At 40.0% G+C, this 24,678-nt stretch carries 24 protein-coding genes, 1 tRNA gene and 1 pseudogene; 20 read left to right on the plus strand and 6 right to left on the minus strand.

Annotation, left to right across the window (positions count from 1 at the left end):
* Positions 1-3 precede the first annotated feature (3 nt).
* The 4 genes from DX522_RS07165 to ndk are packed head-to-tail and all read left to right on the plus strand — an operon-like array spanning position 4 to position 4,118.
* Positions 4-933, plus strand: coding sequence for a glycosyltransferase family 2 protein (locus DX522_RS07165; RefSeq protein WP_115180300.1), 930 nt, complete (start codon positions 4-6; stop codon positions 931-933).
* The gene (gene wbaP, locus DX522_RS07170) at positions 930-2,348 is read left to right on the plus strand and encodes an undecaprenyl-phosphate galactose phosphotransferase WbaP (RefSeq protein WP_115180301.1); all 1,419 of its coding nucleotides are present in this window, start codon (positions 930-932) and stop codon (positions 2,346-2,348) included. The genes DX522_RS07165 and wbaP overlap by 4 nt, the downstream gene beginning before the upstream one ends.
* 38 nt (positions 2,349-2,386) lie before the next feature.
* Positions 2,387-3,688 carry an aminopeptidase PepB gene (gene pepB, locus DX522_RS07175; RefSeq protein WP_115180302.1) on the plus strand — a complete coding sequence of 434 codons (1,302 nt, stop codon included), beginning with the start codon at positions 2,387-2,389 and terminating at the stop codon, positions 3,686-3,688.
* Positions 3,689-3,698: 10 nt separating this feature from the next.
* Positions 3,699-4,118 carry a nucleoside-diphosphate kinase gene (ndk, locus tag DX522_RS07180; RefSeq protein ID WP_049374675.1) on the plus strand — a complete coding sequence of 140 codons (420 nt, stop codon included), beginning with the start codon at positions 3,699-3,701 and terminating at the stop codon, positions 4,116-4,118.
* A gap of 47 nt (positions 4,119-4,165) precedes the next feature.
* Here ndk and DX522_RS07185 read toward each other — a convergent pair.
* From DX522_RS07185 to DX522_RS07200, 4 genes and pseudogenes are all read right to left on the minus strand, one after another.
* Positions 4,166-4,896: pseudogene (locus DX522_RS07185) on the minus strand (ABC transporter ATP-binding protein).
* The gene (locus DX522_RS07190; RefSeq protein ID WP_115180303.1) at positions 4,889-5,866 is read right to left on the minus strand and encodes a FecCD family ABC transporter permease; all 978 of its coding nucleotides are present in this window, start codon (positions 5,864-5,866) and stop codon (positions 4,889-4,891) included. Before DX522_RS07190 ends, DX522_RS07185 begins: the two are co-directional and overlap by 8 nt.
* Positions 5,867-6,091: 225 nt before the next feature.
* On the minus strand, positions 6,092-6,877 hold the full coding sequence (locus DX522_RS07195) for a helical backbone metal receptor (protein ID WP_115180304.1): 786 nt from the start codon (positions 6,875-6,877) through the stop codon (positions 6,092-6,094).
* A gap of 73 nt (positions 6,878-6,950) precedes the next feature.
* A complete protein-coding gene (locus tag DX522_RS07200) occupies positions 6,951-8,858 on the minus strand; it encodes a TonB-dependent receptor plug domain-containing protein (RefSeq protein WP_115180305.1) in 1,908 nt (635 codons plus the stop codon).
* A gap of 201 nt (positions 8,859-9,059) precedes the next feature.
* On the opposite strand from DX522_RS07200, the gene glyQ reads away from it, so the two are divergent.
* The 9 genes from glyQ to DX522_RS07245 all read left to right on the plus strand — a co-directional run bounded on the left by glyQ (position 9,060) and on the right by DX522_RS07245 (position 16,518).
* Positions 9,060-9,968, plus strand: a complete 909-nt coding sequence (gene glyQ / locus DX522_RS07205; protein WP_115180306.1) for a glycine--tRNA ligase subunit alpha — start codon at positions 9,060-9,062, stop codon at positions 9,966-9,968.
* A 52-nt stretch (positions 9,969-10,020) separates the two neighbouring features.
* The gene (locus DX522_RS07210; protein WP_115180307.1) at positions 10,021-10,671 is read left to right on the plus strand and encodes an FABP family protein; all 651 of its coding nucleotides are present in this window, start codon (positions 10,021-10,023) and stop codon (positions 10,669-10,671) included.
* Complete coding sequence (locus tag DX522_RS07215; protein WP_005709778.1) at positions 10,671-10,928, plus strand: hypothetical protein; 258 nt, start codon at positions 10,671-10,673, stop codon at positions 10,926-10,928. The genes DX522_RS07210 and DX522_RS07215 overlap by 1 nt, the downstream gene beginning before the upstream one ends.
* A gap of 137 nt (positions 10,929-11,065) precedes the next feature.
* Positions 11,066-11,704, plus strand: coding sequence for a hypothetical protein (locus DX522_RS07220; RefSeq protein WP_115180308.1), 639 nt, complete (start codon positions 11,066-11,068; stop codon positions 11,702-11,704).
* Between the two features lie 9 nt (positions 11,705-11,713).
* Positions 11,714-12,979 carry a histidine-type phosphatase gene (locus DX522_RS07225; protein ID WP_115180309.1) on the plus strand — a complete coding sequence of 422 codons (1,266 nt, stop codon included), beginning with the start codon at positions 11,714-11,716 and terminating at the stop codon, positions 12,977-12,979.
* A gap of 5 nt (positions 12,980-12,984) precedes the next feature.
* A complete protein-coding gene (locus DX522_RS07230) occupies positions 12,985-13,356 on the plus strand; it encodes a DUF559 domain-containing protein (RefSeq protein ID WP_115180310.1) in 372 nt (123 codons plus the stop codon).
* A 322-nt stretch (positions 13,357-13,678) separates the two neighbouring features.
* Positions 13,679-14,170 (plus strand): hypothetical protein, encoded by a 492-nt coding sequence (locus DX522_RS07235; RefSeq protein ID WP_115180311.1) that lies wholly within the window; start codon positions 13,679-13,681, stop codon positions 14,168-14,170.
* Between the two features lie 16 nt (positions 14,171-14,186).
* Positions 14,187-16,352 (plus strand): glycine--tRNA ligase subunit beta, encoded by a 2,166-nt coding sequence (gene glyS / locus DX522_RS07240; protein WP_115180312.1) that lies wholly within the window; start codon positions 14,187-14,189, stop codon positions 16,350-16,352.
* 89 nt (positions 16,353-16,441) lie between these two features.
* Positions 16,442-16,518: transfer RNA gene (locus DX522_RS07245), tRNA-Ile, on the plus strand.
* Positions 16,519-16,571: 53 nt separating this feature from the next.
* Here DX522_RS07245 and DX522_RS07250 read toward each other — a convergent pair.
* Complete coding sequence (locus DX522_RS07250) at positions 16,572-17,297, minus strand: 3-deoxy-D-manno-octulosonic acid kinase (protein ID WP_115180313.1); 726 nt, start codon at positions 17,295-17,297, stop codon at positions 16,572-16,574.
* 77 nt (positions 17,298-17,374) lie between these two features.
* Between DX522_RS07250 and DX522_RS07255 the strand changes: the two genes are divergently transcribed.
* Positions 17,375-18,430 (plus strand): glycosyltransferase family 9 protein, encoded by a 1,056-nt coding sequence (locus tag DX522_RS07255; RefSeq protein WP_115180314.1) that lies wholly within the window; start codon positions 17,375-17,377, stop codon positions 18,428-18,430.
* Between the two features lie 71 nt (positions 18,431-18,501).
* Here DX522_RS07255 and DX522_RS07260 read toward each other — a convergent pair whose 3' ends face one another.
* Entirely contained in the window at positions 18,502-18,846 is a 345-nt protein-coding gene (locus DX522_RS07260) for a carboxymuconolactone decarboxylase family protein (protein WP_005698020.1), read from the minus strand.
* Positions 18,847-18,949: 103 nt separating this feature from the next.
* Here DX522_RS07260 and DX522_RS07265 point away from each other — a divergent pair, with 103 nt between their 5' ends.
* From DX522_RS07265 to DX522_RS07290, 6 genes are all read left to right on the plus strand, one after another.
* Positions 18,950-19,840 (plus strand): cupin domain-containing protein, encoded by an 891-nt coding sequence (locus tag DX522_RS07265; RefSeq protein ID WP_115180315.1) that lies wholly within the window; start codon positions 18,950-18,952, stop codon positions 19,838-19,840.
* A gap of 76 nt (positions 19,841-19,916) precedes the next feature.
* Complete coding sequence (locus DX522_RS07270) at positions 19,917-21,761, plus strand: ABC transporter ATP-binding protein (RefSeq protein WP_115180316.1); 1,845 nt, start codon at positions 19,917-19,919, stop codon at positions 21,759-21,761.
* A 133-nt stretch (positions 21,762-21,894) separates the two neighbouring features.
* A complete protein-coding gene (gene yceD, locus DX522_RS07275) occupies positions 21,895-22,419 on the plus strand; it encodes a 23S rRNA accumulation protein YceD (RefSeq protein ID WP_049357999.1) in 525 nt (174 codons plus the stop codon).
* A 22-nt stretch (positions 22,420-22,441) separates the two neighbouring features.
* Positions 22,442-22,612, plus strand: a complete 171-nt coding sequence (gene rpmF / locus DX522_RS07280) for a 50S ribosomal protein L32 (RefSeq protein ID WP_005544470.1) — start codon at positions 22,442-22,444, stop codon at positions 22,610-22,612.
* A 21-nt stretch (positions 22,613-22,633) separates the two neighbouring features.
* Positions 22,634-23,653: a phosphate acyltransferase PlsX gene (gene plsX / locus DX522_RS07285; protein WP_115180317.1), complete on the plus strand. Its 1,020-nt coding sequence runs from the start codon at positions 22,634-22,636 to the stop codon at positions 23,651-23,653.
* Between the two features lie 18 nt (positions 23,654-23,671).
* Complete coding sequence (locus tag DX522_RS07290) at positions 23,672-24,622, plus strand: beta-ketoacyl-ACP synthase III (RefSeq protein WP_115180318.1); 951 nt, start codon at positions 23,672-23,674, stop codon at positions 24,620-24,622.
* Positions 24,623-24,678: the final 56 nt, after the last annotated feature.

A 24,678-nucleotide genomic window follows, 5' to 3' on the forward strand; every position in this document is an offset into this window, starting at 1 on the left:
AAAATGACCGCTCTTCGGTTTGTATTATGCATACCAACCCACAACGCCGACAATCTCTGGAAAGACTGGATTGCCGCTTATCAATCTCAGTCCTTAAAAGCAGATAAAGTCATTGTGATTGATTCTTCTTCTTCTGATAATACGGTAAAACTAGCGGAAGAAGCGGGATTTTCAATTCATACGATTCTGAAATCTATATTTAACCATGGTAGAACTCGTAACCAAGCGGTTGAATTTGCCAAAAGTTTTGCTGATGTAGTGGTATTTATGACTCAAGATGCAATTTTGGCTTCACCAGATTCGTTAGCGAATTTACTCGTTCCCTTTCTAGATCCTGAAGTAGCCGCTGTTTGTGGACGACAGTTGCCACATCATGAAGCAACAGCGCTAGCAGTTCATGCTCGTTATTTTAATTATCCGTCTGAGTCCAGAGTAAGAACTATGGCTGATATTTCAGAATTAGGTATCAAGACAGCATTTATGTCTAATTCTTTTGCTGCATACCGCTTATCTGTATTTGATAAATTAGGAGGATTTCCGGATAACACAATTCTAGCTGAAGATATGTATTTAACAGCAAAAATGATTTTGTCTGGGTATAAAATTGCTTACTGTGCTGAGGCAACCGTATTTCACAGTCATAACTATACACTAAAACAAGAATTCCAACGTTATTTTGATACCGGTGTATTTCAGCAAGAACATAAATGGATTCAACAGAAATTTGGTAGGGCTGCTTCTGAGGGAAAAAGGTTTGTACTATCAGAATTAAAGTTTTTATCCATAAAGTCACCGCATTTAATTCCTAAAGCTATATTATCTACATGTGCTAAGTGGCTCGGCTTTAAATTAGGTTATTATTACTATAGATTACCTTATAAGTGGTGTAGGGCTTTTAGTATGCATAAAGGATATTGGAATAAAGTAACATGAATAGAGCCAATTTTATTAAGTTTTTTCAAATTTCTGTAGATTTTGTTTCTTTCTGGATTTCTATTTTTTTAGCATCCTTTGTTTTACTTAAATTTAGTAGGGAGGATGGTCAATATTTTCCCATAGAGCAACTTTCATCTTTTATTTTTATTCATAGCCTTATGGGAGGCTGTTGTGTTATTTGGTTTTGGATTCGTTTTCGTCATTATACCTACCGCAAGCCATTTTGGTTTGAGTTAAAAGAGATATTTAGAACATTATTAATTATTTTTGTTATTGAGCTAGCTATAGTTGCTTTTTCCCGTCTTTATGTTTCTCGTTATTTTTGGTCTATAACTTGGCTTTTTGTTTTTACTTTAGTGCCCTTGGGGCGAGTTTTAATCAAAAATTTACTTATCAAATTAGGATGGTATTTGAAAGAAACCATTATTATTGGCAATGGTAAGAATGCGAAAGAAGTATTTGATGCATTAAATAATGAACCATATTTAGGATTTGATATTAAGTTGTTTATAACTACTGAAGAATATAAGTCAGAGTATATTGAAGGTGTGCCAGTAATGCGCCATAATCCCGAGTTGCTGATCAAACTGGTATCTCCAGAATTTACACAGTTTATTCTTGCTATAGATGAGGAAAATAAAGTAAAGCAGGATTTCTGGTTGCGTTATTTAATTCGAAAAGGTTGCCGTTCTATCTCAGTTATTCCTGATTTTCGAGGTATTCCGCTTTATGGTACGGATATGTCTTTTCTGTTTAGCCATGAAATGGTACTGTTTCGAGTAAATAATAACTTAGCAAAGCGGTCTTCTCGATTGATTAAAAGAGTCTTTGATATATTGGGTGCCTCTTTTCTTATTCTTTTCTTATTCCCATTATGTATCCCATTATATTTTCTTATTAAGAAAGATGGGGGGAAACTAATTTATGAGCATTCAAGAATTGGTCAGAATAAAAAAGAATTCAAATGTTTGAAGTTTAGAACGATGGTAAATAATTCCGATGAAGTGTTAGAAAAACTTTTAGCAACGGATGAAAGTGCTAGACTAGAATGGGAAAAAGACTTCAAACTTAAAGATGATCCACGCATTACACCAATAGGAAGATGGTTAAGAGCGAGAAGTCTAGATGAATTGCCACAGCTTTGGAATGTTCTCAAAGGTGAAATGAGTTTAGTGGGACCTCGCCCAATAGTAAAAGAGGAGTTACCTTATTATCAGGACGACGTTGATTATTATCTTATGGCAAAGCCTGGAATGACAGGTTTATGGCAAGTTAGTGGACGAAATAATGTAAGTTATGATACTCGTGTCTATTTTGATACTTGGTACGCAAAGAACTGGTCATTATGGAATGATATCGTGATTCTATTTAAAACATTTAAAGTTGTATGGAAGAAGACCGGAGCTTATTAGCAAAGTAACTTATACAATAAATAAAGGAGAAGAACTACATGCAAATTACATTATCAACGGCTCCCACTTCGGAGAGTTGGGGCAAAAATGCCATTTTAAGTTTTAATCAAGATCAAGCCGTTATTCATCTTAAAGATGATGAAAAATCGAACCTTGTTTTAATTCAAAAAGCCGCACGTAAGTTACGTGGACAAGGTATTAAAGATGTTGAGCTTGTGGGGGATGTATGGGAATTAGAAAATTGCTGGGCATTTTATCAAGGTTTTTACTCGGCGAAGCAAGATTATGCAATTGAATTTCCTCATTTAGATGATGAGCCACAAGATGAATTATTGGCCCGTATTGAATGTGGCGATTTTGTGCGTGAAATTATTAATGAACCGGCACAAACCCTTACTCCGGTTAAATTAGCAGAACGCGCAGTTGAGTTTATTTCTAAACAAGCCGAAAATTATGCCGATAAAAGTGCGGTCAGTTTTCAAATCATTTCTGGTGAAGCGTTAAAAGAGCAAGGTTACCATGGGATCTTTACTGTGGGTCGTGGTTCTATTAATCCACCCGCTATGTTGCAATTAGATTTTAATCCGACTAATGATCCAAATGCGCCAGTATTAGCCTGTTTAGTCGGTAAAGGTATTACTTTTGACAGTGGCGGTTATAGTATCAAACCAAGTGATGGTATGAGTACCATGCGTACCGATATGGGCGGAGCGGCGTTATTAACGGGCACATTAGGATTTGCCATTGCGCACGGTTTAAATCAACGTGTAAAACTCTATTTATGCTGTGCAGAAAACTTGGTGAGTGGTAATGCGTTTAAATTGGGTGATATCATCACGTATAAAAATGGTGTAACCGCTGAAATTTTAAATACTGATGCGGAAGGCCGTTTAGTATTGGCGGATGGCTTAATTGAAGCCGATAGTCAAAATCCACAATTTATTGTTGATTGTGCAACCTTAACCGGTGCAGCGAAAGTAGCAGTCGGTAATGATTACCACAGTGTACTTTCTATGGATGATGCGTTGGTAAATAGCCTATTCCAAGCTGCGAAAGAAGAAAATGAACCGTTCTGGCGCTTACCTTTCGAAGCGTTTCATCGTAGCCAAATCACTTCTTCTTTTGCTGATATTGCAAATACAGGTACAGCGCCGGTTGTCGCGGGCGCAAGTACTGCAACGGCATTTTTATCGTATTTTGTGAAAAACTATCAACAACGTTGGTTGCATATTGATTGTTCGGCCACTTATCGTAAATCAGGTAGTGATTTATGGGCGGTTGGCGCAACTGGAATCGGTGTGAAAACATTAGCAAATTTATTAGTAACGAAAGCAAGTTAAGTAGGATTTTATGACAGAACGTACTTTTTCAATTATCAAACCCGATGCAGTAAAGCGTCATTTAATTGGTGCTATTTTAGGGCGTTTTGAAGCACAGGGATTCCGTGTCGTTGCGCTTAAAATGGTGCAATTAACCAAAGACCAAGCGGAAGGTTTCTATGCGGAACACCAAGGTAAACCATTTTTTGAGCCGTTGGTGGAGTATATGATGTCTGGACCGATGGTGGTTTCTGTGTTGGAAAAAGAAAATGCCGTGAAAGATTACCGCACTTTGATTGGTGCAACGAATCCGGCTGAGGCGGCAGAAGGCACTATCCGTAAAGACTTCGCATTAAGTCAGCGTGAAAACTCTGTCCATGGTTCTGATAGCGTTGAAAGCGCAAAACGAGAAATTGCTTATTTCTTTGTAGATTCAGAAATCCAACCGTAATTCATTTCTATAAAAAAGCACTTAGTGAATCGCTAAGTGCTTTTATTTTATTGCTTTTCAATTTTTGAGATAGTCTTTTTCATTGGATCAATTTCAGCCTGAATATGAAAGGCTTTTGCCAAATTCTCCGCATTTAACACCGCTTGCGTTTCACCTACAGCTAACAATTTTCCTTTATCTAATAGAACAATTTCATCACAAAATTGATAAGCCAACGAAAGGTGATGAATGGCAACAACACATGTATGTTGCGGTGTGAGTGATTGAAGCTGTTCCATCATATCAATTTGATAATAAGGGTCGAGTGGCGCAATCGGCTCATCTACCAATAAAACAGGTGATTCCTTAATACAGCAACGAGCGAGTTGTACACGCGCTTTTTCGCCACCTGAAAGTTGTTGGAAAGGTTTTTCGAGCAAATGCGTTACCGCAAATTTTTCTGAAAACGCTTGAATTTTTGACCGCTCTTTTTCTTTTGGTAATGGGGTTGCTAAACCTAACGCAATCACATCATAAACGGATAAATCCCAATGAATTTGCGTATTTTGTGCAAGGTAAGCAATGTGTTGGCTTTTTTCAGTTGCATTCATTTTGCTTAATGGTTGAGCATCAAACCAAATTTCCCCTTGTTTGAGGGCAAGATACCCGCAATGGTTTTCAATAAGGTAGATTTTCCCGCACCATTGGCGCCCATAATGCCAATCAATTTACCTGAAGGAAGCGTACAGTTGATGCCATTTAAGCAATAGGATTGGGTGAGTTTTTCAATTCTAATCATAGATTTTTCTCTGCTGCGTTAATAACATCCAAATCAAGCAAGGTGCGCCGATAAGTGCCGTCAATGTGCCGATGTAAATATGTGAGAACAGCGGGATATATAAAATGGCTAAATCGGCTAGTAACAGTAATAACGCCCCAATTAATGTGCTGGTAAGGTAAAGCTGTGATGGGCGAGCTTTTAGTAAAATACGGGCAAAGTGTGGCGCGATTAGGCCGATAAAGCCAATGGTACCGGTTTGTGGAATGGTCGCCCCGACTAATAAGGCCACACCAAAGGTGCTGATGAAAAAGCTACGTTTCGGATCTACGCCCATGGTGCTCGCAGTTTCTTCACCAAAGGTGAGTAAATCTAGGTATCGGCGAGTGTGGAATAAACAGAAGATCCCCGCCAGAACAATGGGGAGTGAAATAAGTAAAGTATCTAATTTTGCCCACATCAACGAGCCTTGTAACCAGCGGTAAAGTTCGGCTAATGCCCACGGACTTTCCGCGTTGGAAAGCAGTAATGCAATTGCTGAGCCAAGTAGCATATTCACGGCTAAGCCACTTAGAATCATCATCGTGGTGCCGTAGTTTTTGGCGATCAAATACACGATTAAAAAACTTAAAAGTGCACCAATTACGCCACCCGCTAAGAGAAGTGAAAATGGTACAGCAAAATAATAAAGGGTAAATACACTAGCCGCTGTTGCACCAGCACTACTGCCGAGTAAACCTGGACTCGCTAATGGATTTTGGAAAATACCTTGCATCGCATTGCCGGCAATCGCGAGACTAGCTCCCGTCAATAAAGCTAAGCCAATACGCGGAAAACGAATATCCCACAGCACCATCGAACGCATATCGGTGAGCGCACCATCCGCATTTTTGAGATGGGCAAAGTCACCGAGCTGATGATAAATCGCAAAGCCGCTAATCAATAGCAACGCGAAGAAAAGTGCGGTATTTAATTTGAGTGTTTTGGTCAATGATCAATTTCCTATGTAATCCAAATATCATTTGTTAATTTGAGTTTGTCAAATCTCCCCTAACCCCTCTTTGCTAAAGAGGGGGATTTCATTATTAAATTAATCTAGAGTGATGTAGTTACAATTTTTATATATGATAATTTAAATAAATATCAAAATTATAAATTATCACCATAATAATTCCCCTCTTTAGCAAAGAGGGGTTAGGGGAGATTTGCAACTACATTATTTTAACTGTTGATAAATCTTCTCCGCCCCTTGCCACACACCGTGATCGAAGCAATAGGTATATTTCATTGGGATGCTGACAAGCGGTTGGTTTTTGAAAAAATCTTGCAACATAGGGTGTTGTAGCAGTTCTGCTTGCGCATTGTAACCTTGTTTGTCAGTCAGTGAAATGAGCACATTCGGTTGGCTCAAAATCACTTTTTCTAGCGAGAAGTTTTGTGCGGTTAGTGGCGTTTTTAACGGTGTTAATCCGAGTAAATTTAACAGCACGGGATATTGCGGATAATAACTTTCCACTACGCCTGTTTCCGACAAAATTAGTGTGTCAGTAAGCGGTCGATTTAAGTGAAAGTTTTGCGATTTGAGTTTTGTTACTAAATCAGCCGCCTTTTGCTCATTACCCAGTAGCTTGCCTAAGTCTAGAATCAGCGCAAATAATTCATCTGGTGTCTGCGGACTGTCGTTAATCGGAATAATCTTCGCGTTGAGTTTTTTCAGCTCTGCGACTAATTGTGGATAAAAGGTTTCGTTAATCAGAATAGTTTTATCTAAATAGGGCAATAATTCCGTTAATTGCGGTTCCAGCACAGGTTTGTCGGTATTGATTTTGTCTAACATCATCAACGGATTTTTCGAATAAGGTGACTGTGCAGCAATTTGCGAAGGCTCAGCCAGTTCGATAAGCAGTCTGTCACTGCAAAGCGTAAGCGAGACAAATTGTTCCGAAGCCTGAGCGGTAAACGGAAGGAAAAGTGCGGTTAAAATTAAGCGAGTTTTTTGCATATAGATAATGATACGCTACGCCATCAAGAATGTAAAAAGGCGTGCTAAGCACGCCCTTATTAGAGGGAAATAATTAGAACGATCCTTTCAACCCAACATAAACGTTGCGACCGTCTTGGCCGTAGCGTACTGTACTTTCATATTTTCGGTCAAAAACATTGTTTAAATTCGCATAAATGTTTAGATTTTTGCTTAATTGATAATTCACGCCTAAATTAACCAAAGTATAAGAAGGCATTTGATAGCGATGTTTATTGTCATCCACTCTTTTACCAACATAAGAAATGTTTACATCACTGCCCCAGTGTTCAGTAATTTTATAAGCAAGTCCACCATTAGCCACGTGTTTCGGTCGACGAATTAATTGTAAACCAGAACTATCTTTAGCTGCAGTATAAGTGTAATTTGCATAAGCATTGAGTTTATCATTCAGCTGTCCGCTATATGCTATTTCTACGCCACGAATATGGCTTGTGCCAGACATATTTTGTGCTTGATAAGTACACCAAGTAATACAAGAAACAATTTGATCGGAAATTAAATCTTTTACATTACGCGCAAAATACGTAACGTCCAAATTATGACGTTTATCGGATGTTTGTGTTAATAATCCGAATTCACCACCACGGCTTTTTTCTGATTTAAGCTCAAAGTTAGCAATTGAATAACCGCTGTAACCAAAGTATTCCGCAACATTTGGTGCTTGAGATGCAGAGCCTAACGCAGCATGTAAACGGAAATTAGGAGAAAGACGGTATGCTCCAGCTAAACGTGCATTAAAAGCATGCCCATATTGAGAATTATCAATTGTTCGTCCGCTGATAGAAAGGCTATGATCATCTTCGCTTAACAATCGGTATTCTAACGCAACACTCTTTTCATTAAGTTTTAATTTATGGTTGTATTCTGAGCCTAAATAACGGCTTTTATTATAGTCTGCTAACAAACTAAGAGATTGTTTAATGTCTCCTTCGCGATCAAAGTTGAAATCTAATTGATAGCTTGCGTCATCACGACGAGCAGTATAGTGTCCATAATAATCTTTGTTGTCAGTTTTAAAACGATTCAAATTAATTTTATGTTTGAATAAATCTTGATCGCTACCTAAATAGCCACTGAATTTATATAGCGTGTCACGAATGCGGGTTTTATAATCATTCATACCATCTTTTGCATCAAAATAGCTGTCATAACGCACCGTCTGACTAGAGTGCGACGTTAAAAATTCTACACCTTTTTTGCCATCATCAAATCCAACACGAGCAGACGCGTTATCGCGGTGGAATTTATCACGCTCAGTCCCTAGGAAAGATGGGCGATATTGTGCGCCATTTCTACCTTTATAAAGGAATTCTCGATCACTTAAGGCTGAAATACCACGTGTGTGATGGCTATCACCATGTAATGAATAATAAAAACCTTGATTATAGCCTGAAACAGACGCAGAACCATCCACTGTACCATGCGAACCCGTACCAATATCAAAATCTAAGTTCACAGGCTTGTCTTTGTAAAGACCACTTTTTGTTGTGATGTAGATTACTCCTCCCATCGCATCACTGCCCCAAAGAGCAGATTGCTCACCACGTAATACTTCAATGCGATCAATATTACTTAATGAAAGTCCACCAAAATCAAATCCCCTGCCATTAACTGGATTCATTTTAACGCCATCAATGATAACTACAGTGTGATTAGATTCTGCACCACGTAAGAACAAACTAGTTAACGCCCCACGTCCACCATTTGCACTCATTGCCACACCCGGTACGGTCTTCAACACATCACTTACATAAGTCGCATTACGTTCTAAAAAATCTTTCTCAGTTAAAACAGTAACAGATGAAGCGGTTTGATCTTGGTTTACAGGTGTTGCGTAAGCTGAATACACATTGATCGGTTCAAGCTCGGTTTTGGTTTCAGCTTGTACAAAAGCCGATGCACCCAATAAAAGTGCGGTAGTAATCAAGTTAGTTTTCATTAAATTGGTTCCTATTTTTAAAAAGTGTTCTATTTTGACACAATAGAAATTCATTTCCTAGTTGAGAATTTTCATTTACTTTACAAATTCTGTTCATTTTGTAAAAAAATTCGTTTTTTGACCGCACTTTTTCGCCTTTATCCGCCTTATAGTTTCAAGTATAATGGCAGTGTTTTTCATCACATTATTATTAAAAAAATTATGAGTACAAAATTCAACGTAAAAACATTCCAAGGCATGATTTTAGCCTTGCAAGAATATTGGGCAAATCAAGGTTGTACCATTGTTCAACCATTTGATATGGAAGTGGGTGCAGGAACTTCTCACCCAATGACCGCATTACGCGCGTTAGGCCCAGAGCCAATGGCATTTGCTTATGTGCAACCTTCACGTCGTCCAACTGATGGTCGTTATGGCGAAAACCCAAACCGTTTACAGCATTACTACCAATTCCAAGTAGTGATCAAACCTTCTCCAGATAACATTCAAGAACTTTATTTAGGCTCGCTTGAAATGCTCGGCTTCGATCCGACCAAAAACGACATTCGTTTCGTAGAAGATAACTGGGAAAACCCAACCTTAGGTGCTTGGGGCTTAGGCTGGGAAGTATGGTTAAACGGCATGGAAGTGACCCAGTTTACCTATTTCCAACAAGTGGGCGGCTTAGAATGTAAACCGGTTACCGGTGAGGTGACTTACGGTTTAGAGCGTTTAGCCATGTACATTCAAGGCGTAGATTCTGTGTATGACTTAGTTTGGTCTGACGGCCCATTAGGCAAAACCACTTATGGCGATGTTTTCCATCAAAATGAAGTTGAGCAATCAACCTATAACTTTGAACACGCAAACACCGATTTCTTATTCTACTGCTTCGATCAATATGAAAAAGAAGCCAAAAGCTTATTGGAATTAGAGCGTCCGTTACCATTGCCGGCTTACGAGCGCATCTTAAAAGCGGCACACAACTTTAACTTGTTAGACGCGCGCAAAGCGATTTCCGTTACTGAGCGTCAACGCTACATTTTACGCATTCGTGCATTAACTAAAGGTGTGGCGGAAGCATACTATGCGAGCCGTGAAGCCTTAGGCTTCCCAGGTTGTAAAAAATAGTCAAAAAACAATCGCACTTTAAGCATTAACACGACGATATAAGGAGAAAATAATGAAAGATTTTCAATACCCAGATGATATCTACACGGAAGCAGAAACTAATCCTAATACACTTGCGAATTTAGGCCCATTGGCAAAATTAGCGGGTGTTTGGGAAGGTAAGCGTGGTGTGGATATCAACCCGAAAGCGGAAGGGCCAGAAAAAGATCCTTATATCGAACGTTACGAAGCCCATCCAACTGATGGTCAAACCAACGGTCCGCAACTCTATTATGGATTACGCTATCACACCCATATTGTACAACCAGGCGAAGTGGAGACGTTCCACGATCAAGTGGGCTATTGGTTATGGGAGCCTGAAACAGGCAATATTTTATTAACAGGTAGCATTCCACGTGGCCAAACCTTTATTGCTGTCGGTAATGCACCGGCTGATGCGAAAGAGTTTACGGTAAAAGCGGCACGCGGTTCACTAACAAACGGTATTATTTCGAATCCGTTCTTGGAGCGTTCATTTACCACGGAAAGTTTTGAAATGACGGTGAAATTCCATGATGATGGCACTTGGTCATACGATCAAACCACAACCATGATTATCCCAAATTATGATGCCCCATTTGAACATCGCGATCGTAACCGCTTAACCAAAATTGCTGAGCCGAAATTAAATCCAACTGCGGCAGCAGAACAAGGAGGTGAATAATGAAACCCATTCTTTATTATGCGGCAGATTGCCCTGATACTGCGCCATTTGTGGCAGAGTTAAAACGCTTGGGTGTGGATTATGAGTCAGTGGAAGTACTATCTTCCATCCCAAATTTGAAACAATGGTTACGCTTGCGTGATCGTCACGCCGCATTTGATGATGCAAAAGCACAAGGTTATGCAGGCTTTCCAGCATTATTGTTAGATGACGACCGTGTTATTTTGGATGAATCCAAATTAAAAGAGATTTTCTAAAATGGTGAAAAAAACCTTAGCCTTTGCAACTTCAGCGATGATTTTGACCGCTTGTAATGAAAACCAAGAAAAGTTGGAAGATTCGTAAGTAGTTTCATTTCATAATAGAAGTAACAAGTAATCCTAAGGAGCTTACTATGACAATTGAATTTAAAAATGGCGTTCCTACTTTCTTTGGGCAAGGACCTACGATTTGTTTGCGTGATCCCTTAGCTGCATTTTTAGGTGCAGCAGAAGGTGGTTTAATGACCTATTCTTATCAAGATGCAGTGAAACTGGCTGGTCATTCTTGCCCGACTGTTGCAGGAAGCTTTGTTGCGGTTATTCGAGGTTTAAAAGCGCTTTATGGTAATGACATGCCAGAGCGTGGCAATATTGAAGTATTGATGACAAAAGGTAGAGAAGAAGGCACAACAGGTGTGGTTGCCTCTATCGCAACATTACTTACAGGCGCAACAACGGAGATGGGTTTTGCTGGCATGGGTGTGGCTAAACGTTTTTCTCGCCGAAATTTATTGAGCTTCAATAATGAAACTGATGCGACCTTCATCTTAAAACGTAAAGATAATCAAAGTGCGGTTAAATTAACCCTTAATTTAGATGAAGTAGCCCCATGGTCAGATGAAATCCGTGAGTTGCTGCCAAGAGCATTTAACAATCAATTAAAAGCAGATGAAATCACGCATTTCCAAAGCCTCTGGCAAGAACGGGTAAAACGCATTTTAGTGGATTGCGTGAATGAAGAAAGATTGGTACTAGTAGAAAAATTAGATTAGGTCTCGAATATGAAAAAAATAATCCTAAAATTCACCGCACTTTTGCTTGGCTCAGCTTTAGCAAGTAGCGTGTTGGCAACAGAAAATGGCTCAAATTCCTCAAGTTCTGATTATGAATTAGAGAAAGTATTGATTTTTAGCCGACATGGGTTGCGTTCACCAGTGGAAAAAGATCCGCAAGAAATGGCGAAATATTCCCCTTATGAATGGGCGAAATGGGATGTGCCATCAGGTTATCTCACGGCAAAAGGTACAGTATTAGAAACCTACTTCGGACAATATTTAGGTCAATGGCTTGCGGATAAAGGGTTATTAACGACAGAACGTTGTGCATCGGGCGAAGGTATTTTCGCTTATGCAAATGGTGTGCAACGCACCATTGCAACAGGGCAAGCGATTGTTTCTGGCGCATTTGCCGGCTGTAATGTTCAACTGCAACATCACGGTAAAATTGGTTCAGAAAAAGATCCAATTTTTAACACGCAGGCGCATAATCCAAGTCAAGCCTTGATTGAATCTGCAAAAAATAACGTTGATTTAACCGCTTTACAGCAAAAATTAGCGCCAAATTATGCGCTATTGAGTGAAATCATCGATTACAAAAACTCACCAAACTGCTTGCAAAAAGGCGAATGTGATTTAGGTAAAAAAGTCGGTGAATACAGTATTAAAGACGGCAAGTCGGTCAAAATTACGGGTTCTATCAGCACAGGAAAGAAAATTGTCAGTGCATTATTACTCGCGCATTATGTGGGCAAGCCTGATTCAGAAATCGCAAACGGGCGCGTGAATAGCCAAGAAAAATGGCGTGCAATTAACGAAATTAAAAACGAATATTACCGCACTTTATTTAAAAACAACGAAGCGTTGGCACAAAATGCCTCATATCCGTTATTGGCATTTATTCAGCAACAGCTAAATAGTGAGAACAAAATTAACTTATTGGTTGGACACGATTCTAATATCGTCGCTCTGCTTGCAGCACTAGGTGTTGAGCCTTACGAATTGAATGATTCATTAGAAAATATCCCAATCGGTGGCAAGTTACTATTTGAAGTGTGGAAGCACAAACCAAGTGGTAAGCTAAAATTTAAGTTGGATTATGTGTATCAAACCACTGAACAACTGATTAACATCACGCCATTAAGTTTAGCAACACCACCAAACCAAACAGCATTAACCCTCAAAGGCTGTGAAAAAGATGAAAAGGGCTTTTGTGATTACGAGCGTTTTCAACAGGTGTTGAGTGAGGGTATTGAAAACGGCAAGAAGTAGCTTTCATGCAACCCTATGAAAAATACTTAAAAGAGAATTCGCAGAAACTACGAGTGGATCAAACGGATGCGGAAAGAAAACTATGGCAACGCATCAATCGAGATCAATTATTAGGATTTCGATTTAATCGACAAAAGCCACTTTTAAGCTATATTGTTGATTTTTATTGTGCGAAAGCAAAGCTGATTATCGAATTAGATGGTAGTCAGCACTATGAGCCAGATCATCAGGAAAAAGATGCATTGCGAGATGCAGAATTAAATTCACTTGGTTTTATGGTGATGCGATTTAGCAATGATGAAGTCATACGTGAAATTGAAGCGGTAGTTGAGCAGATTTATTTATTTTTGGAGAATGTGAGGGCTGATAGAGTATGAGGTTGGATTAACTTGTGCCAAATCTCCCCTAACCCCTCTTTGCTAAAGAGGGGGGATTTCTTTAGTAAATTAATAGCAACAGGCTCATTTGCATTTCGATTTCAATAGAGATTAATTCAATCTCTTTCAAAAAGAGGTTGATGTAGAACGCAGATATCTAACTCTGTAAAGATCCAATCCCCTCTTTAGCAAAGAGGGGTTAGGGGAGATTTGGCAGAAGTGAATAGTAAAACTGGTAATAAAAGGCGAGATGTTTAATAGAAAGTAAGTCAATTTTTAAGATTTTTTATAAATTTTGATTACTCAACCTAAGGATAATTAGATGAAAAAAATGTTATTAAAATTAGTTGGATTAAGTATTATTGGATTAACCTTAGCTAGTTGTGAAGCAAATCCGAATACTTATGGAGGGGCTGTTATTAAACTGCCTACTCAAGAAAAAAATTGGACAAGACAGCCACTAGAAAATGCAAAGTTTTTGCGACGTGGAATGACAGAGGCTGAAGTTATTCAAATTATGGGAGAGCCTGTAACACGAGAATTTCAGGAACGACGTTCAGCATTACAATGGTGTTCAACAGGAACAATCGGAACAAATAACCCATACGATAGATTTTTACTTGCTGCATTTACTGATGAAAGATTAACTGAAATTAAAAATTTCTCGAATAAAGATGAATTTATGGAACTTGCTGCGCAAGTAAAACAAAATGGTGGTATTGATTGTGCAAACTTAATTCAAAATGTCCATTGGTTAGATGAACCTAATGAAATTATTGAACATAGAACAAGAGATATGAATCAATATCAATAAGTTAAGAGAAAACAAAATGACAACCCAAAACTTCCTAGTAGAAATCGGCACAGAAGAGCTGCCACCAAAAGCTCTCAAAACATTAGCGACCTCTTTTGCGGATAACGTAGAGGCGGAATTAAACCAAGCGGGCTTATCATTCGACAAAATCGAATGGTTTGCAGCGCCGCGTCGTTTAGCAGTGAAAGTGTTGAACTTAGCCACACAGCAACCAAGCAAAGAAATCGAAAAACGCGGACCTGCAGTATCAGCAGCCTTTGATGCAGAAGGCAAACCAACAAAAGCGGCTGAAGGTTGGGCGCGTGGTTGTGGTATTACCGTTGAGCAAGCAGAACGTATTGCGACCGATAAAGGTGAATGGTTAGTTCATCGTGCAAAAATTGAGGGGCAGCCAACTAAAAACTTGCTGAACGATATTGTGGCTAATGCCTTAGTAAAATTGCCAATTCCAAAACCAATGCGTTGGGCAGATAAAACCGTGCAATTTATCCGTCCGGTTCATACTGTGACTATGTTATTGGGTGATGAGTTAATTGAAGGTGAAATTTTAGGTGTGGCAAGTGCGCGCACTATTCGCGGTCACCGTTTCTTAGGCGAGAAAGAATTTGAAATTCAACACGCAGACCAATACCCACAATTGTTGCGTGAAAAAGGGTCTGTGGTAGCCGATTTCAATGAGCGTAAAGCGGAAATTCTTGCAAAATCTCAAGCAAAAGCGACCGCACTTGGCGGCGTGGCTGATATTGAAGAAAGTCTGCTTGAAGAAGTAACCTCGTTGGTGGAATATCCAAACGTACTAGCGGCAAAATTTGAAGAACGTTTCTTAGCAGTACCTGCGGAAGCCTTGGTTTACACCATGAAAGGCGACCAAAAATATTTCCCGATTTATGACAAAGACGGCAAATTATTACCGCACTTTATTTTCGTTTCGAATATCAACCCGGAAGATCCAACCGCGATTATCGAAGGGAATGAAAAAGTAGTTCGCCCACGTTTAACCGATGCGGAATTCTTCTTTAAAACCGACTTAAAACAAAAACTGGTCGATCGTTTACCGCGTTTAGAAACCGTGTTGTTCCAACAGCAACTGGGCACATTGAAAGATAAAACTGACCGTATTGAACTGCTTGCAGGTGAAATTGCAAAACAAATCGGTGCAAATGAAGTGAAAGCAAAACGTGCTGGCTTACTGTCAAAATGTGACTTGATGACCAACATGGTATTCGAATTCACCGATACGCAAGGTGTAATGGGTATGCATTACGCGCGTCACGACGGTGAAGATGAAGAGGTCGCAGTGGCGTTAAATGAACAATATATGCCACGCTTTGCTGGCGATGAATTACCAAAATCTCTAGTGGCAAGTGCGGTTGCTTTAGCGGATAAATTTGACACCCTAACGGGGATCTTCGGCATCGGACAAGCGCCTAAAGGCAGTGCAGACCCATTTGCATTGCGTCGTGCAGCATTAGGGGCATTGCGTATTATTGTTGAGAAAAATCTTCCTCTTGATTTGGATGATTTAGTAAGAAAGTCTATTGGAACATATAAACATTTATTAGGATCTGGTCGTCGCTCTCCAGAACGAAGTCCATTTACTCGTTATAAGGGGATTATTACGAGCAAAGATGGGCTAACTGCTCCAGATGCATCAGTTCCAACTGTTGATGAGGTAACAAAAGAGGTAGTAGATTTCATGCTCGGTCGTTTCCGTGCATGGTATCAAGATGAAGACATTGCGGTGGATGTGATTCAAGCGGTATTAGCGCGTCGTCCAACTCGCCCTGCTGATTTTGATGCGCGTGTGCGTGCGGTTTCACACTTCCGTACTTTAGATTCAGCGGAAGCGTTAGCAGCAGCAAATAAACGTGTAAGTAACATCTTAGCTAAAGCGGATGTTGCAATTGGTGAGATCAATTTAACCGCTTGCGTAGAACCAGCAGAAAAAGCCCTTGCTGAAGCGGTACTTGCATTACGCACTGAAGTTCAACCGCTTATCGCACAAGGCGATTACACCGCAGTATTAGATAAATTAGCTAACTTACGCGCACCAGTAGATAGCTTCTTTGATAACGTAATGGTAAATGCTGAAGATCCAGCGCTACGTCAAAACCGTTTAGCGATTTTAAACACGTTACAAGGCTTGTTCTTACAAGTGGCGGATATTTCGGTATTGCAATAATAGATCTAAAAAGGATGGTCAATTTTCAAACGACCATCCTTTTGTATATAGACTTCAACGGATTATTTCTCTATAATCACTCGCACTTTCCCCCCTTAGCTCAGTCGGTTAGAGCAGGCGACTCATAATCGCTTGGTCACTGGTTCAAGTCCGGTAGGGGGGACCATTTTACAGAGATCGCATTAGGCGGTCTTTTTTATTCCCTTTCTATAACGCGTTTTAGGCGTTATATCCTTTCAACAATTCAGTCCAATTATCTTTATTGAATTGAATGTTCATTCTGCCGACTTCTTTGACAAAAGAGCGGTGTAATCTTTCTAGGTTGCTTTGTTTCCAAAAATCACCCGATTTTTGACCGCACTTATCGAAATCAATAAGCCAACATTTTTGTTCATTTTCGAGTTGTTGAACGAGAATATTATGAGCATTGAGATCCGTATGGCAGATTTGCAAATCATGTAATTGGCGAATTAATTTCCCGATGGCTTGCCAGATATTATTAGGCAGGTTCTGGATTTGTAAAAGTCCAGTCAGATCCTGGGCATTTTCGATCTTTTCAATCAAGATATCCGCTTGGTAGCAAATACCTAATTTGCCTTTTTTAACACATGCAGCAACAGGTTTAGGCACAGCAACACCTGCTTGATGGAGTTGATTTAAAAGCTGAAGTTCTGCTACGCTGCGAGTTTCAGTCAATGATTGAAAACGATAGCGATCTTTGTTGAATTTTCCCCATAAACCACCGCGATAATAGTGACGAAGGGCTGTATTTACACCAAACAGATCTTTTGTATCCAGGAAGTAGGTTGTGCCACGTCCTTTGGCTGAACCGGTAATACGTTGTTGTTTTTCCCAAAAAGCCGATTCAAAAAATGAAGCGGGCTCCGTTGGTTTTTCCGTGAGATTAAAAAGAAAGAATTGATTATCTTTTTGGAATTCAAGCATTTTAGTTGAACCGAATAATAGAAAATGCTCTCATTCTACTTTAAAATAGGTGGAAATTAAATGCGTGAGGAATTCAAATGTCCCATTCTCCACTTTTTACCTCCCCCCCTAAATCACTTTGTATTTTGCGTTTGTCTGCGGTGGGTGATGTTTGCCATGCACTTGCGGTGGTACAACATATTAAACGTTATTGGCCGCAAACAAAATTAACGTGGATTGTGGGTAAAACAGAAATGGGCTTGCTTTCTGGTATTGAAGGCGTGGAACTTGTTCCTTACGATAAAAAGAGCGGTTGGAAAGGCGTGTGGAATTTATGGATGTTTTTGAAAAATAATCAATTTGATGCGCTTTTGAATATGCAGACGGCATTTCGTGCTTCTATTATCTCTCTTGGTATTCAAGCAAAATATAAAATTGGGTTTGGCAAAAAACGTTCTCGAGAAGGGCAGTGGTTGTTTGTGAATCACCGAGTTCAAGATCCTGAAACGACTCATGTGCTAGATGGTTTTATGGCTTTTGCCGATTATCTAGGAGTGCCACCGGCAGAAATGCTTTCTTGGCAATTAGCGATCTCTGATGCAGATCGAGGATACGCCAAACAGTTTATTGATCCTACGCGTAAAAATCTGATTATTTCTCCTTGCTCTAGTAAAGCCGAGAAAGATTGGTTGGTGGAGCGTTATGCAGAGGTGGCGAACATTGCTCATCAACATCATGTGAATGTGATTTTTTGTAGTTCGCCGGCAAAACGCGAATTAGAAATGGTGAAAAAAATTATCGCACTTTGTGATTTTGAAGCTGTTGATGCATCTGGAAAAACCAGTTTGAAACAACTTGCCGCATTAATTCATCAAGCAGATTTAGTCATTTCGCCTGATTCTGGGCCAGCCCATATTGCTACTACTCAAGGTACGCCAGTGATTGGATTGTATGCCTATCACAATCCATTGCGCACCGCGCCTTATCATAATCTGGATAATGTGGTGTCAGTATATGAAGAAAATGTGCAAAAAGAACAAGGAAAACCTTCAAGTGAATTGCCTTGGGTGACTAAATTAAAAGGCAAAAATTTAATGGCTGAAATTCAGGTAGATCAAGTAGTGGCTCAGATGAGAGCATTAAATTTATTTTAAAGTGCGGTCAATTTTAGAGATAAAAAAAGCCCTCAAATGAGGGCTAAAAGAATCATAAAGTTCCTTGCGAATTATTCGCCTTTTTGTGCGTTGTAAGCTTCTAATGCACGAAGAGAATAGGTGTAAGCTGCACCTGCATTTAATGCGATAGACATCGCTAATGCTGCTGCCACTTCTTCTTCAGTTGCACCTGCTTTCACCGCTTCATCAGCATGCACGCCAATGCAGCTTTCACAACGTGTTGTTACTGCAACGGCTAATGCAATTAATTCACGGGTTTTGGCATCTAATACGTTACCTTCTGCTGCAGCCGCACCTAATGCGCCGTAAGCTTGTAACATTTTAGGGTATTTTTTACCTAATGCACCGAATGATTTTTTAACGTGTGCTACATCATTTTTCCAATCTGCAAACATAGTTTTTCTCCTTAAATTTAGTACAAATTTCGAGAGGAATTATAAGCAGATTAGCGTATGATACTTGTCAAATTGTCTTAACTTTTAGACGGAAAATCTCACAATGGATTATTTAGATAAATTAACTCAGCTGGCGCAAGTGCGTGGGGAAATTAATATTCGCTGCTTGTTTCAAGGGGATTGGCAAGTTGAACATCAGCCAGATGCGGCGGAATATCAAGGTTTATTTCATTTAATTGAGCAAGGTGAGTGCTGGGTAACCTTTGCAGAAAAACAGTTCCATTTGAAAAAAGGAGATCTCTTTTTTCTCCCTCAAAATAGACCGCACTTTTTGGGCAGTTCTCAACAAAAAAGAGAGAATAGTCTACAGAGAGAGAAATCAAACGCACTTTTTAATGTCCATCAAATAGGTGCAGGTACGCCCGATCTGAAGATGTTTTGTGGGACGTTTTATTATCAAAAACCGTCATTATTAATTGAGTCGTTACCAGATTACTTACATCTTTCGCTACAAAATACGCCAGTGCAGCCTTTGGTTTCACTTTTTTTGCAAGAAGCCGAGAAACCGGAGCAAGGCACAAAATCCGTGATAGACGCGCTATCAAATGTGTTGTTTATTTATATTTTGCGTCATGCTCAACAAATAGGTTTGCTCAATCAAGGCTTATTAGCCTCGTTGCAGGATAAAAGACTGAATCAAGTCCTTGAAAAAATCCTGTTTTCACCTCAATTAGATTGGAATATTGAGCAATTAGCCGAGTTGGCATCCATGTCTCGTGCGACCTTTATGCGGATCTTTCAACAGCAACTCGGGATGCCACCAGGAAAATTTCTCACACAAGTGCGGTTAGAAATGGCGGCTGTTTTATTGAAAAATACGCAAAAGACCATTTTGGCAATCGCCCTTGAAGTAGGGTATCAATCAGAAGCACATTTTAGTAAAGCATTTAAGGCAATTTATGGGCTTTCACCGAGCCAATTTCGTAAAACCTAGCCCATCGTTCAAAACTTACGCTATAATGACCGCACTTTAGGCGGCTTTGTCGCCTTTAATTTTTTAAGGTATTGTTATGTTTAATAAAATATTTTCATGGTTTGAAAACCGTTTAAATCCTTATCCGGAAAACAATCCTACGACGCCTGAAAAAGGTTTGTTCCGTTTTATTTGGTCAAGCATTGATGGCATGAAGGGTTGGATCTTTTTACTCGCGGTATTGACGGTCGGTACCGGTGTGATGGAAGCCTTACTTTTCCAATTTATGGGATTATTGGTGGATTGGCTGGGGGCTTATTCACCAACCACACTTTGGCAAGAAAAAGGGCATCTGCTTGCCGGTATGGCAGCTTTGCTTATTTTCAGTATTGTATGGTCATTTGTGGGCGTGAATGTACGCTTACAAACGTTACAAGGGGTGTTTCCAATGCGTTTGCGTTGGAATTTCCATCGTTTGATGCTAGGCCAAAGCTTAAGCTTCTACCAAGATGAATTTGCAGGTCGCGTATCGGCGAAAGTGATGCAAACCGCTCTTGCGGTGCGAGATACCGTCATGACCATTGCGGATATGCTGGTGTATGTTGCCGTATATTTTATCACCTCCGGCTTAGTGCTTGCGGCTTTAGATACTTGGTTTTTAGTGCCGTTTTTCTTATGGATTGTGGCATTTGTGACTATTTTACGTTTGCTTATTCCACGCTTAGCGAAAACTGCGCAACGACAAGCTGATGCTCGATCTCTAATGACAGGGCGTATTACAGATGCTTACTCAAATATTGCAACGGTAAAACTATTTTCACATGATGCGAGAGAAGCGAATTATGCCAAACGTTCCATGGAAGAATTCATGGTCACCGTGCATGCACAAATGCGGTTGGCGAGCTCATTAGATACCTTAACTTACGCAACCAATATTTTCTTAACGTTAAGCACCGCGATTTTAGGTGTGGTGTTATGGCAAAACGGCCAAGTTGGCGTGGGAGCAGTGGCTACAGCAACCGCGATGGCGTTACGTGTAAATGGTCTTTCTCGTTGGATTATGTGGGAATCAGCTCGTTTATTTGAAAATATCGGGACAGTGAATGATGGTATGGCAACACTAACCAAACCGCATACCATTGTTGATAAGCCAAATTGTGTTGCATTAGAAGTAAAACAAGGTGAGATCAAATTTAACAATGTTTCGTTTGCCTATGATCCGAATAAACCGTTACTTAACCATTTTAATCTCACCATCAAACCAGGTGAAAAAGTGGGCTTAATTGGTCGTTCTGGTGCAGGTAAATCAACCATTGTGAATTTACTTCTACGTTTCTACGAAGCACAAGAAGGTTCAATTACCATTGATGGTCAAAATGTTTTAGATGTAAGCCAAGAAAGCCTTCGTAGTCAGATTGGTCTTGTAACACAAGATACCTCGCTTTTACACCGTTCTGTTCGCGATAACATCATTTATGGTCGCCCAACTGCGACGGACGAAGAAATGATCAATGCGGCTAAACGTGCGGAAGCAGCCGATTTCATTCCTTATCTCAGCGATGCGCAAGGTAGAAAAGGCTATGATGCTCATGTTGGTGAACGTGGGGTGAAACTGTCAGGTGGACAACGCCAACGTATTGCCATTGCACGAGTGATGTTAAAAGATGCACCAATTTTACTGTTGGATGAAGCGACCAGTGCGTTAGACTCCGAAGTAGAAGTAGCGATCCAAGAAAGTCTCGATAAGATGATGGAAAATAAAACGGTTATTGCCATCGCTCACCGTTTATCCACTATTGCGGCAATGGATCGTTTAATTGTGTTAGATAAAGGGCAAATTGTCGAGCAAGGGACTCACTCAGAATTACTTGAACAAAATGGCCTTTATGCTCGCCTTTGGAAACATCAAAGTGGTGGCTTCTTGAGTGAGCATGCCGAGTAAAACACAGGAAAAAATGACCGCACTTTGCAAAGGTGTAAATCTTGAGAGAGTTTAGATAGAGATTGAACTTTTCTCATAATTAGTGCGAATTTCCTTTGACTATTTTATTGACAACAGGTAATATTCGCACCCTATGCAAAAGGTAAAACTACCCCTAACCGTTGATCCGGTTAAAGACGCTCAACAAAGAATTGATTATGATGGTTATTATACCGCTAGTCAGTTAGTGCGTTTAGCTGAATCTACGGGGAAAGTGCTCAGCGATGCACAGGTAACATTATCGTTTTATATTGATCCACAAAAATTAGTGGTGATGAAAGGGCAAGTACAAGTTGATGTCGAATTAGACTGTCAACGTTGTGGCGAACCATTCAAACAAACATTGGAATGTCATTTTATGTATAGTCCAGTGGCTAATTGGGATCAGGCTGATGACTTGCCGGAAATTTATGAGCCAATCGAATTTAATGAGTTTGGTGAAATAGATTTACTTGGTGCAGTGGAAGACGAACTTATTTTAGCTCTACCGCTTGTTCCAATGCATTCATCTGAACACTGTGAAGTGTCCGCGCACGAACAGGTTTTTGGCGAATTGCCTGAAGAATTGGCAAAAAAACCGAACCCGTTCGCTGTATTAGCTAATTTAAAGCAAAAGTAAATTAAATTTAGGAGTATAGCCAATGGCTGTTCAACAAAACAAAAAATCTCGTTCACGTCGTGATATGCGTCGTTCACACGATGCATTAACTACTGCTGCAGTATCAGTAGATAAAGCAAGCGGTGAAACTCACTTACGCCACCACGTAACTGCTGACGGTTACTACCGTGGTCGCAAAGTGATCAATAAGTAATTTTACTTATAAGGTATTCACTTGAACCGTCTAACCTTAGCGTTAGATGTGATGGGCGGGGACATTGGTCCCCGTATTACTATCCCCGCATCTCTTTCAGCGTTGGAAGCAGATCCAATGCTTTCTTTAGTGCTGTTTGGCGATAGCCAACAAATTTCTCCCTTGCTGGAAAATGCACCTTCTCCTCTTTTAGAACGTATTCAAATTCATCATTGCACTAAGACTATTGATAACAATCAAGGTATTTCTCATGCATTGCGTCATAGCAAAGGCACGTCGATGCGTTTAGCGATTGAAATGGTTCAGAAAGGAGAGGCACAAGGTTGTGTGAGTGCAGGAAATACGGGGGCATTGATGGGATTGTCAAAGGTACTCTTACAGCCTTTAGAAGGGATTCAACGCCCTGCGTTGGTATCCTTATTACCGTCGATGACGGGTGATAAAACCGTGATGTTAGATTTAGGCGCAAACGTAGAATGTTCTGCTCAAAATCTTTATGAATTTGCCGTCATGGGCTCGATCTTTGCCGAAAACCGATTGAACTTAGTTTATCCACGTATTGCCTTACTCAATATTGGTGTGGAAGAAATTAAAGGACATCAATCCATTCGTGAAGCCTCGAATTTATTAGAAAAATCGACCGCACTTAATTATACCGGCTTTATTGAAGGTAACCTTTTATTAAATGGTGTGGCTGATGTGATCGTGAGTGATGGGTTTTCGGGAAATATTGCATTAAAAACCCTTGAAGGGGCGGCTAAGAATCTGTTATCCCTTCTGAAAGGAAAAGAAAAACAGCCTATTTTTAAATCATTTGCCAAATTTATTCTGCGTTTTTTCTTTAAGGATGCTTATCATCGCTTGAAACGTATTAACCCAGATGAATATAATGGGGCATCTTTACTCGGATTAACGGCTGTTGTGGTGAAAAGCCATGGCAGCGCAAATGTGGATGCATTTGCTCGTGCAATTGCGGATGCAGCTTTGCAAGCTCGTTTGCAAATTCCACAAAAAATCTTGGCGGGTTTACAACGTTATTAATTAATAAGTTTTGATATTATGAATAGTAGAATTTTATCCACCGGTAGCTATTTGCCGAGCCATATTCGTACCAATGCGGATTTGGAAAAAATGGTTGATACTTCAGATGAATGGATCGTGACGCGTTCTGGCATCCGTGAACGTCGTATTGCTGAAGCAGATGAAACTGTTGCAACAATGGGATGTGAAGCAGCCAAAAAGGCACTTGAAATGGCTAATCTTGATCCTCAAGAAATTGAGTTGATCATCGTTGCGACAACCAGTGGTTCTCATGCTTATCCAAGTTCAGCTTGCCAAGTTCAAGGTTTATTAGGTATCGAAGATGCGATTTCTTTTGATTTAGCGGCGGCTTGTACTGGTTTTGTTTATGCTTTAGGCGTAGCGGATAAATTTATTCGTTCAGGTAGCGTGAAAAAAGCCCTTGTGATTGGTGCGGATCTTAACTCGCGTAAATTAGACGAAACTGATCGTAGTACTGTCGTGTTATTTGGCGATGGTGCAGGTGCGGTGATTTTAGAAGCATCAGAGCAAGAAGGCATTATTTCAACGCATTTACATGCATCACCAGATAACAATGCGGCATTACAGCTTCCACAAGCAGAACGTGGCGTGGAGAAATCTGGCTATATTGAAATGCAAGGTAATGAAACCTTTAAATTAGCGGTACGTGAGCTTTCTAATGTCGTGGAAGAAACCCTTTCTGCCAATAATCTCCAAAAAACAGATATCGACTGGCTTGTGCCACATCAAGCGAATTTACGTATTATCACGGCGACAGCAAAAAAATTAGAGATGGATATGTCGCAAGTGGTGGTAACGCTTGATCGTACAGCCAATACCAGTGCGGCGACTGTACCAACCGCTTTGGATGAAGCGGTGCGTGATGGCCGAATTCAACGCGGTCAATTGCTTTTACTCGAAGCTTTTGGCGGTGGTTGGACTTGGGGTTCAGCATTGGTGCGATTCTAATTAATTTGTTAGAATCCCGACAGAATTTTAAAAGTGCGGTTAAATTTGACCGCACT

Origin of the sequence: Haemophilus parainfluenzae (genome assembly GCF_900450995.1) — a bacterium.
In the GTDB taxonomy this organism is placed as follows: domain Bacteria; phylum Pseudomonadota; class Gammaproteobacteria; order Enterobacterales; family Pasteurellaceae; genus Haemophilus_D; species Haemophilus_D parainfluenzae_O.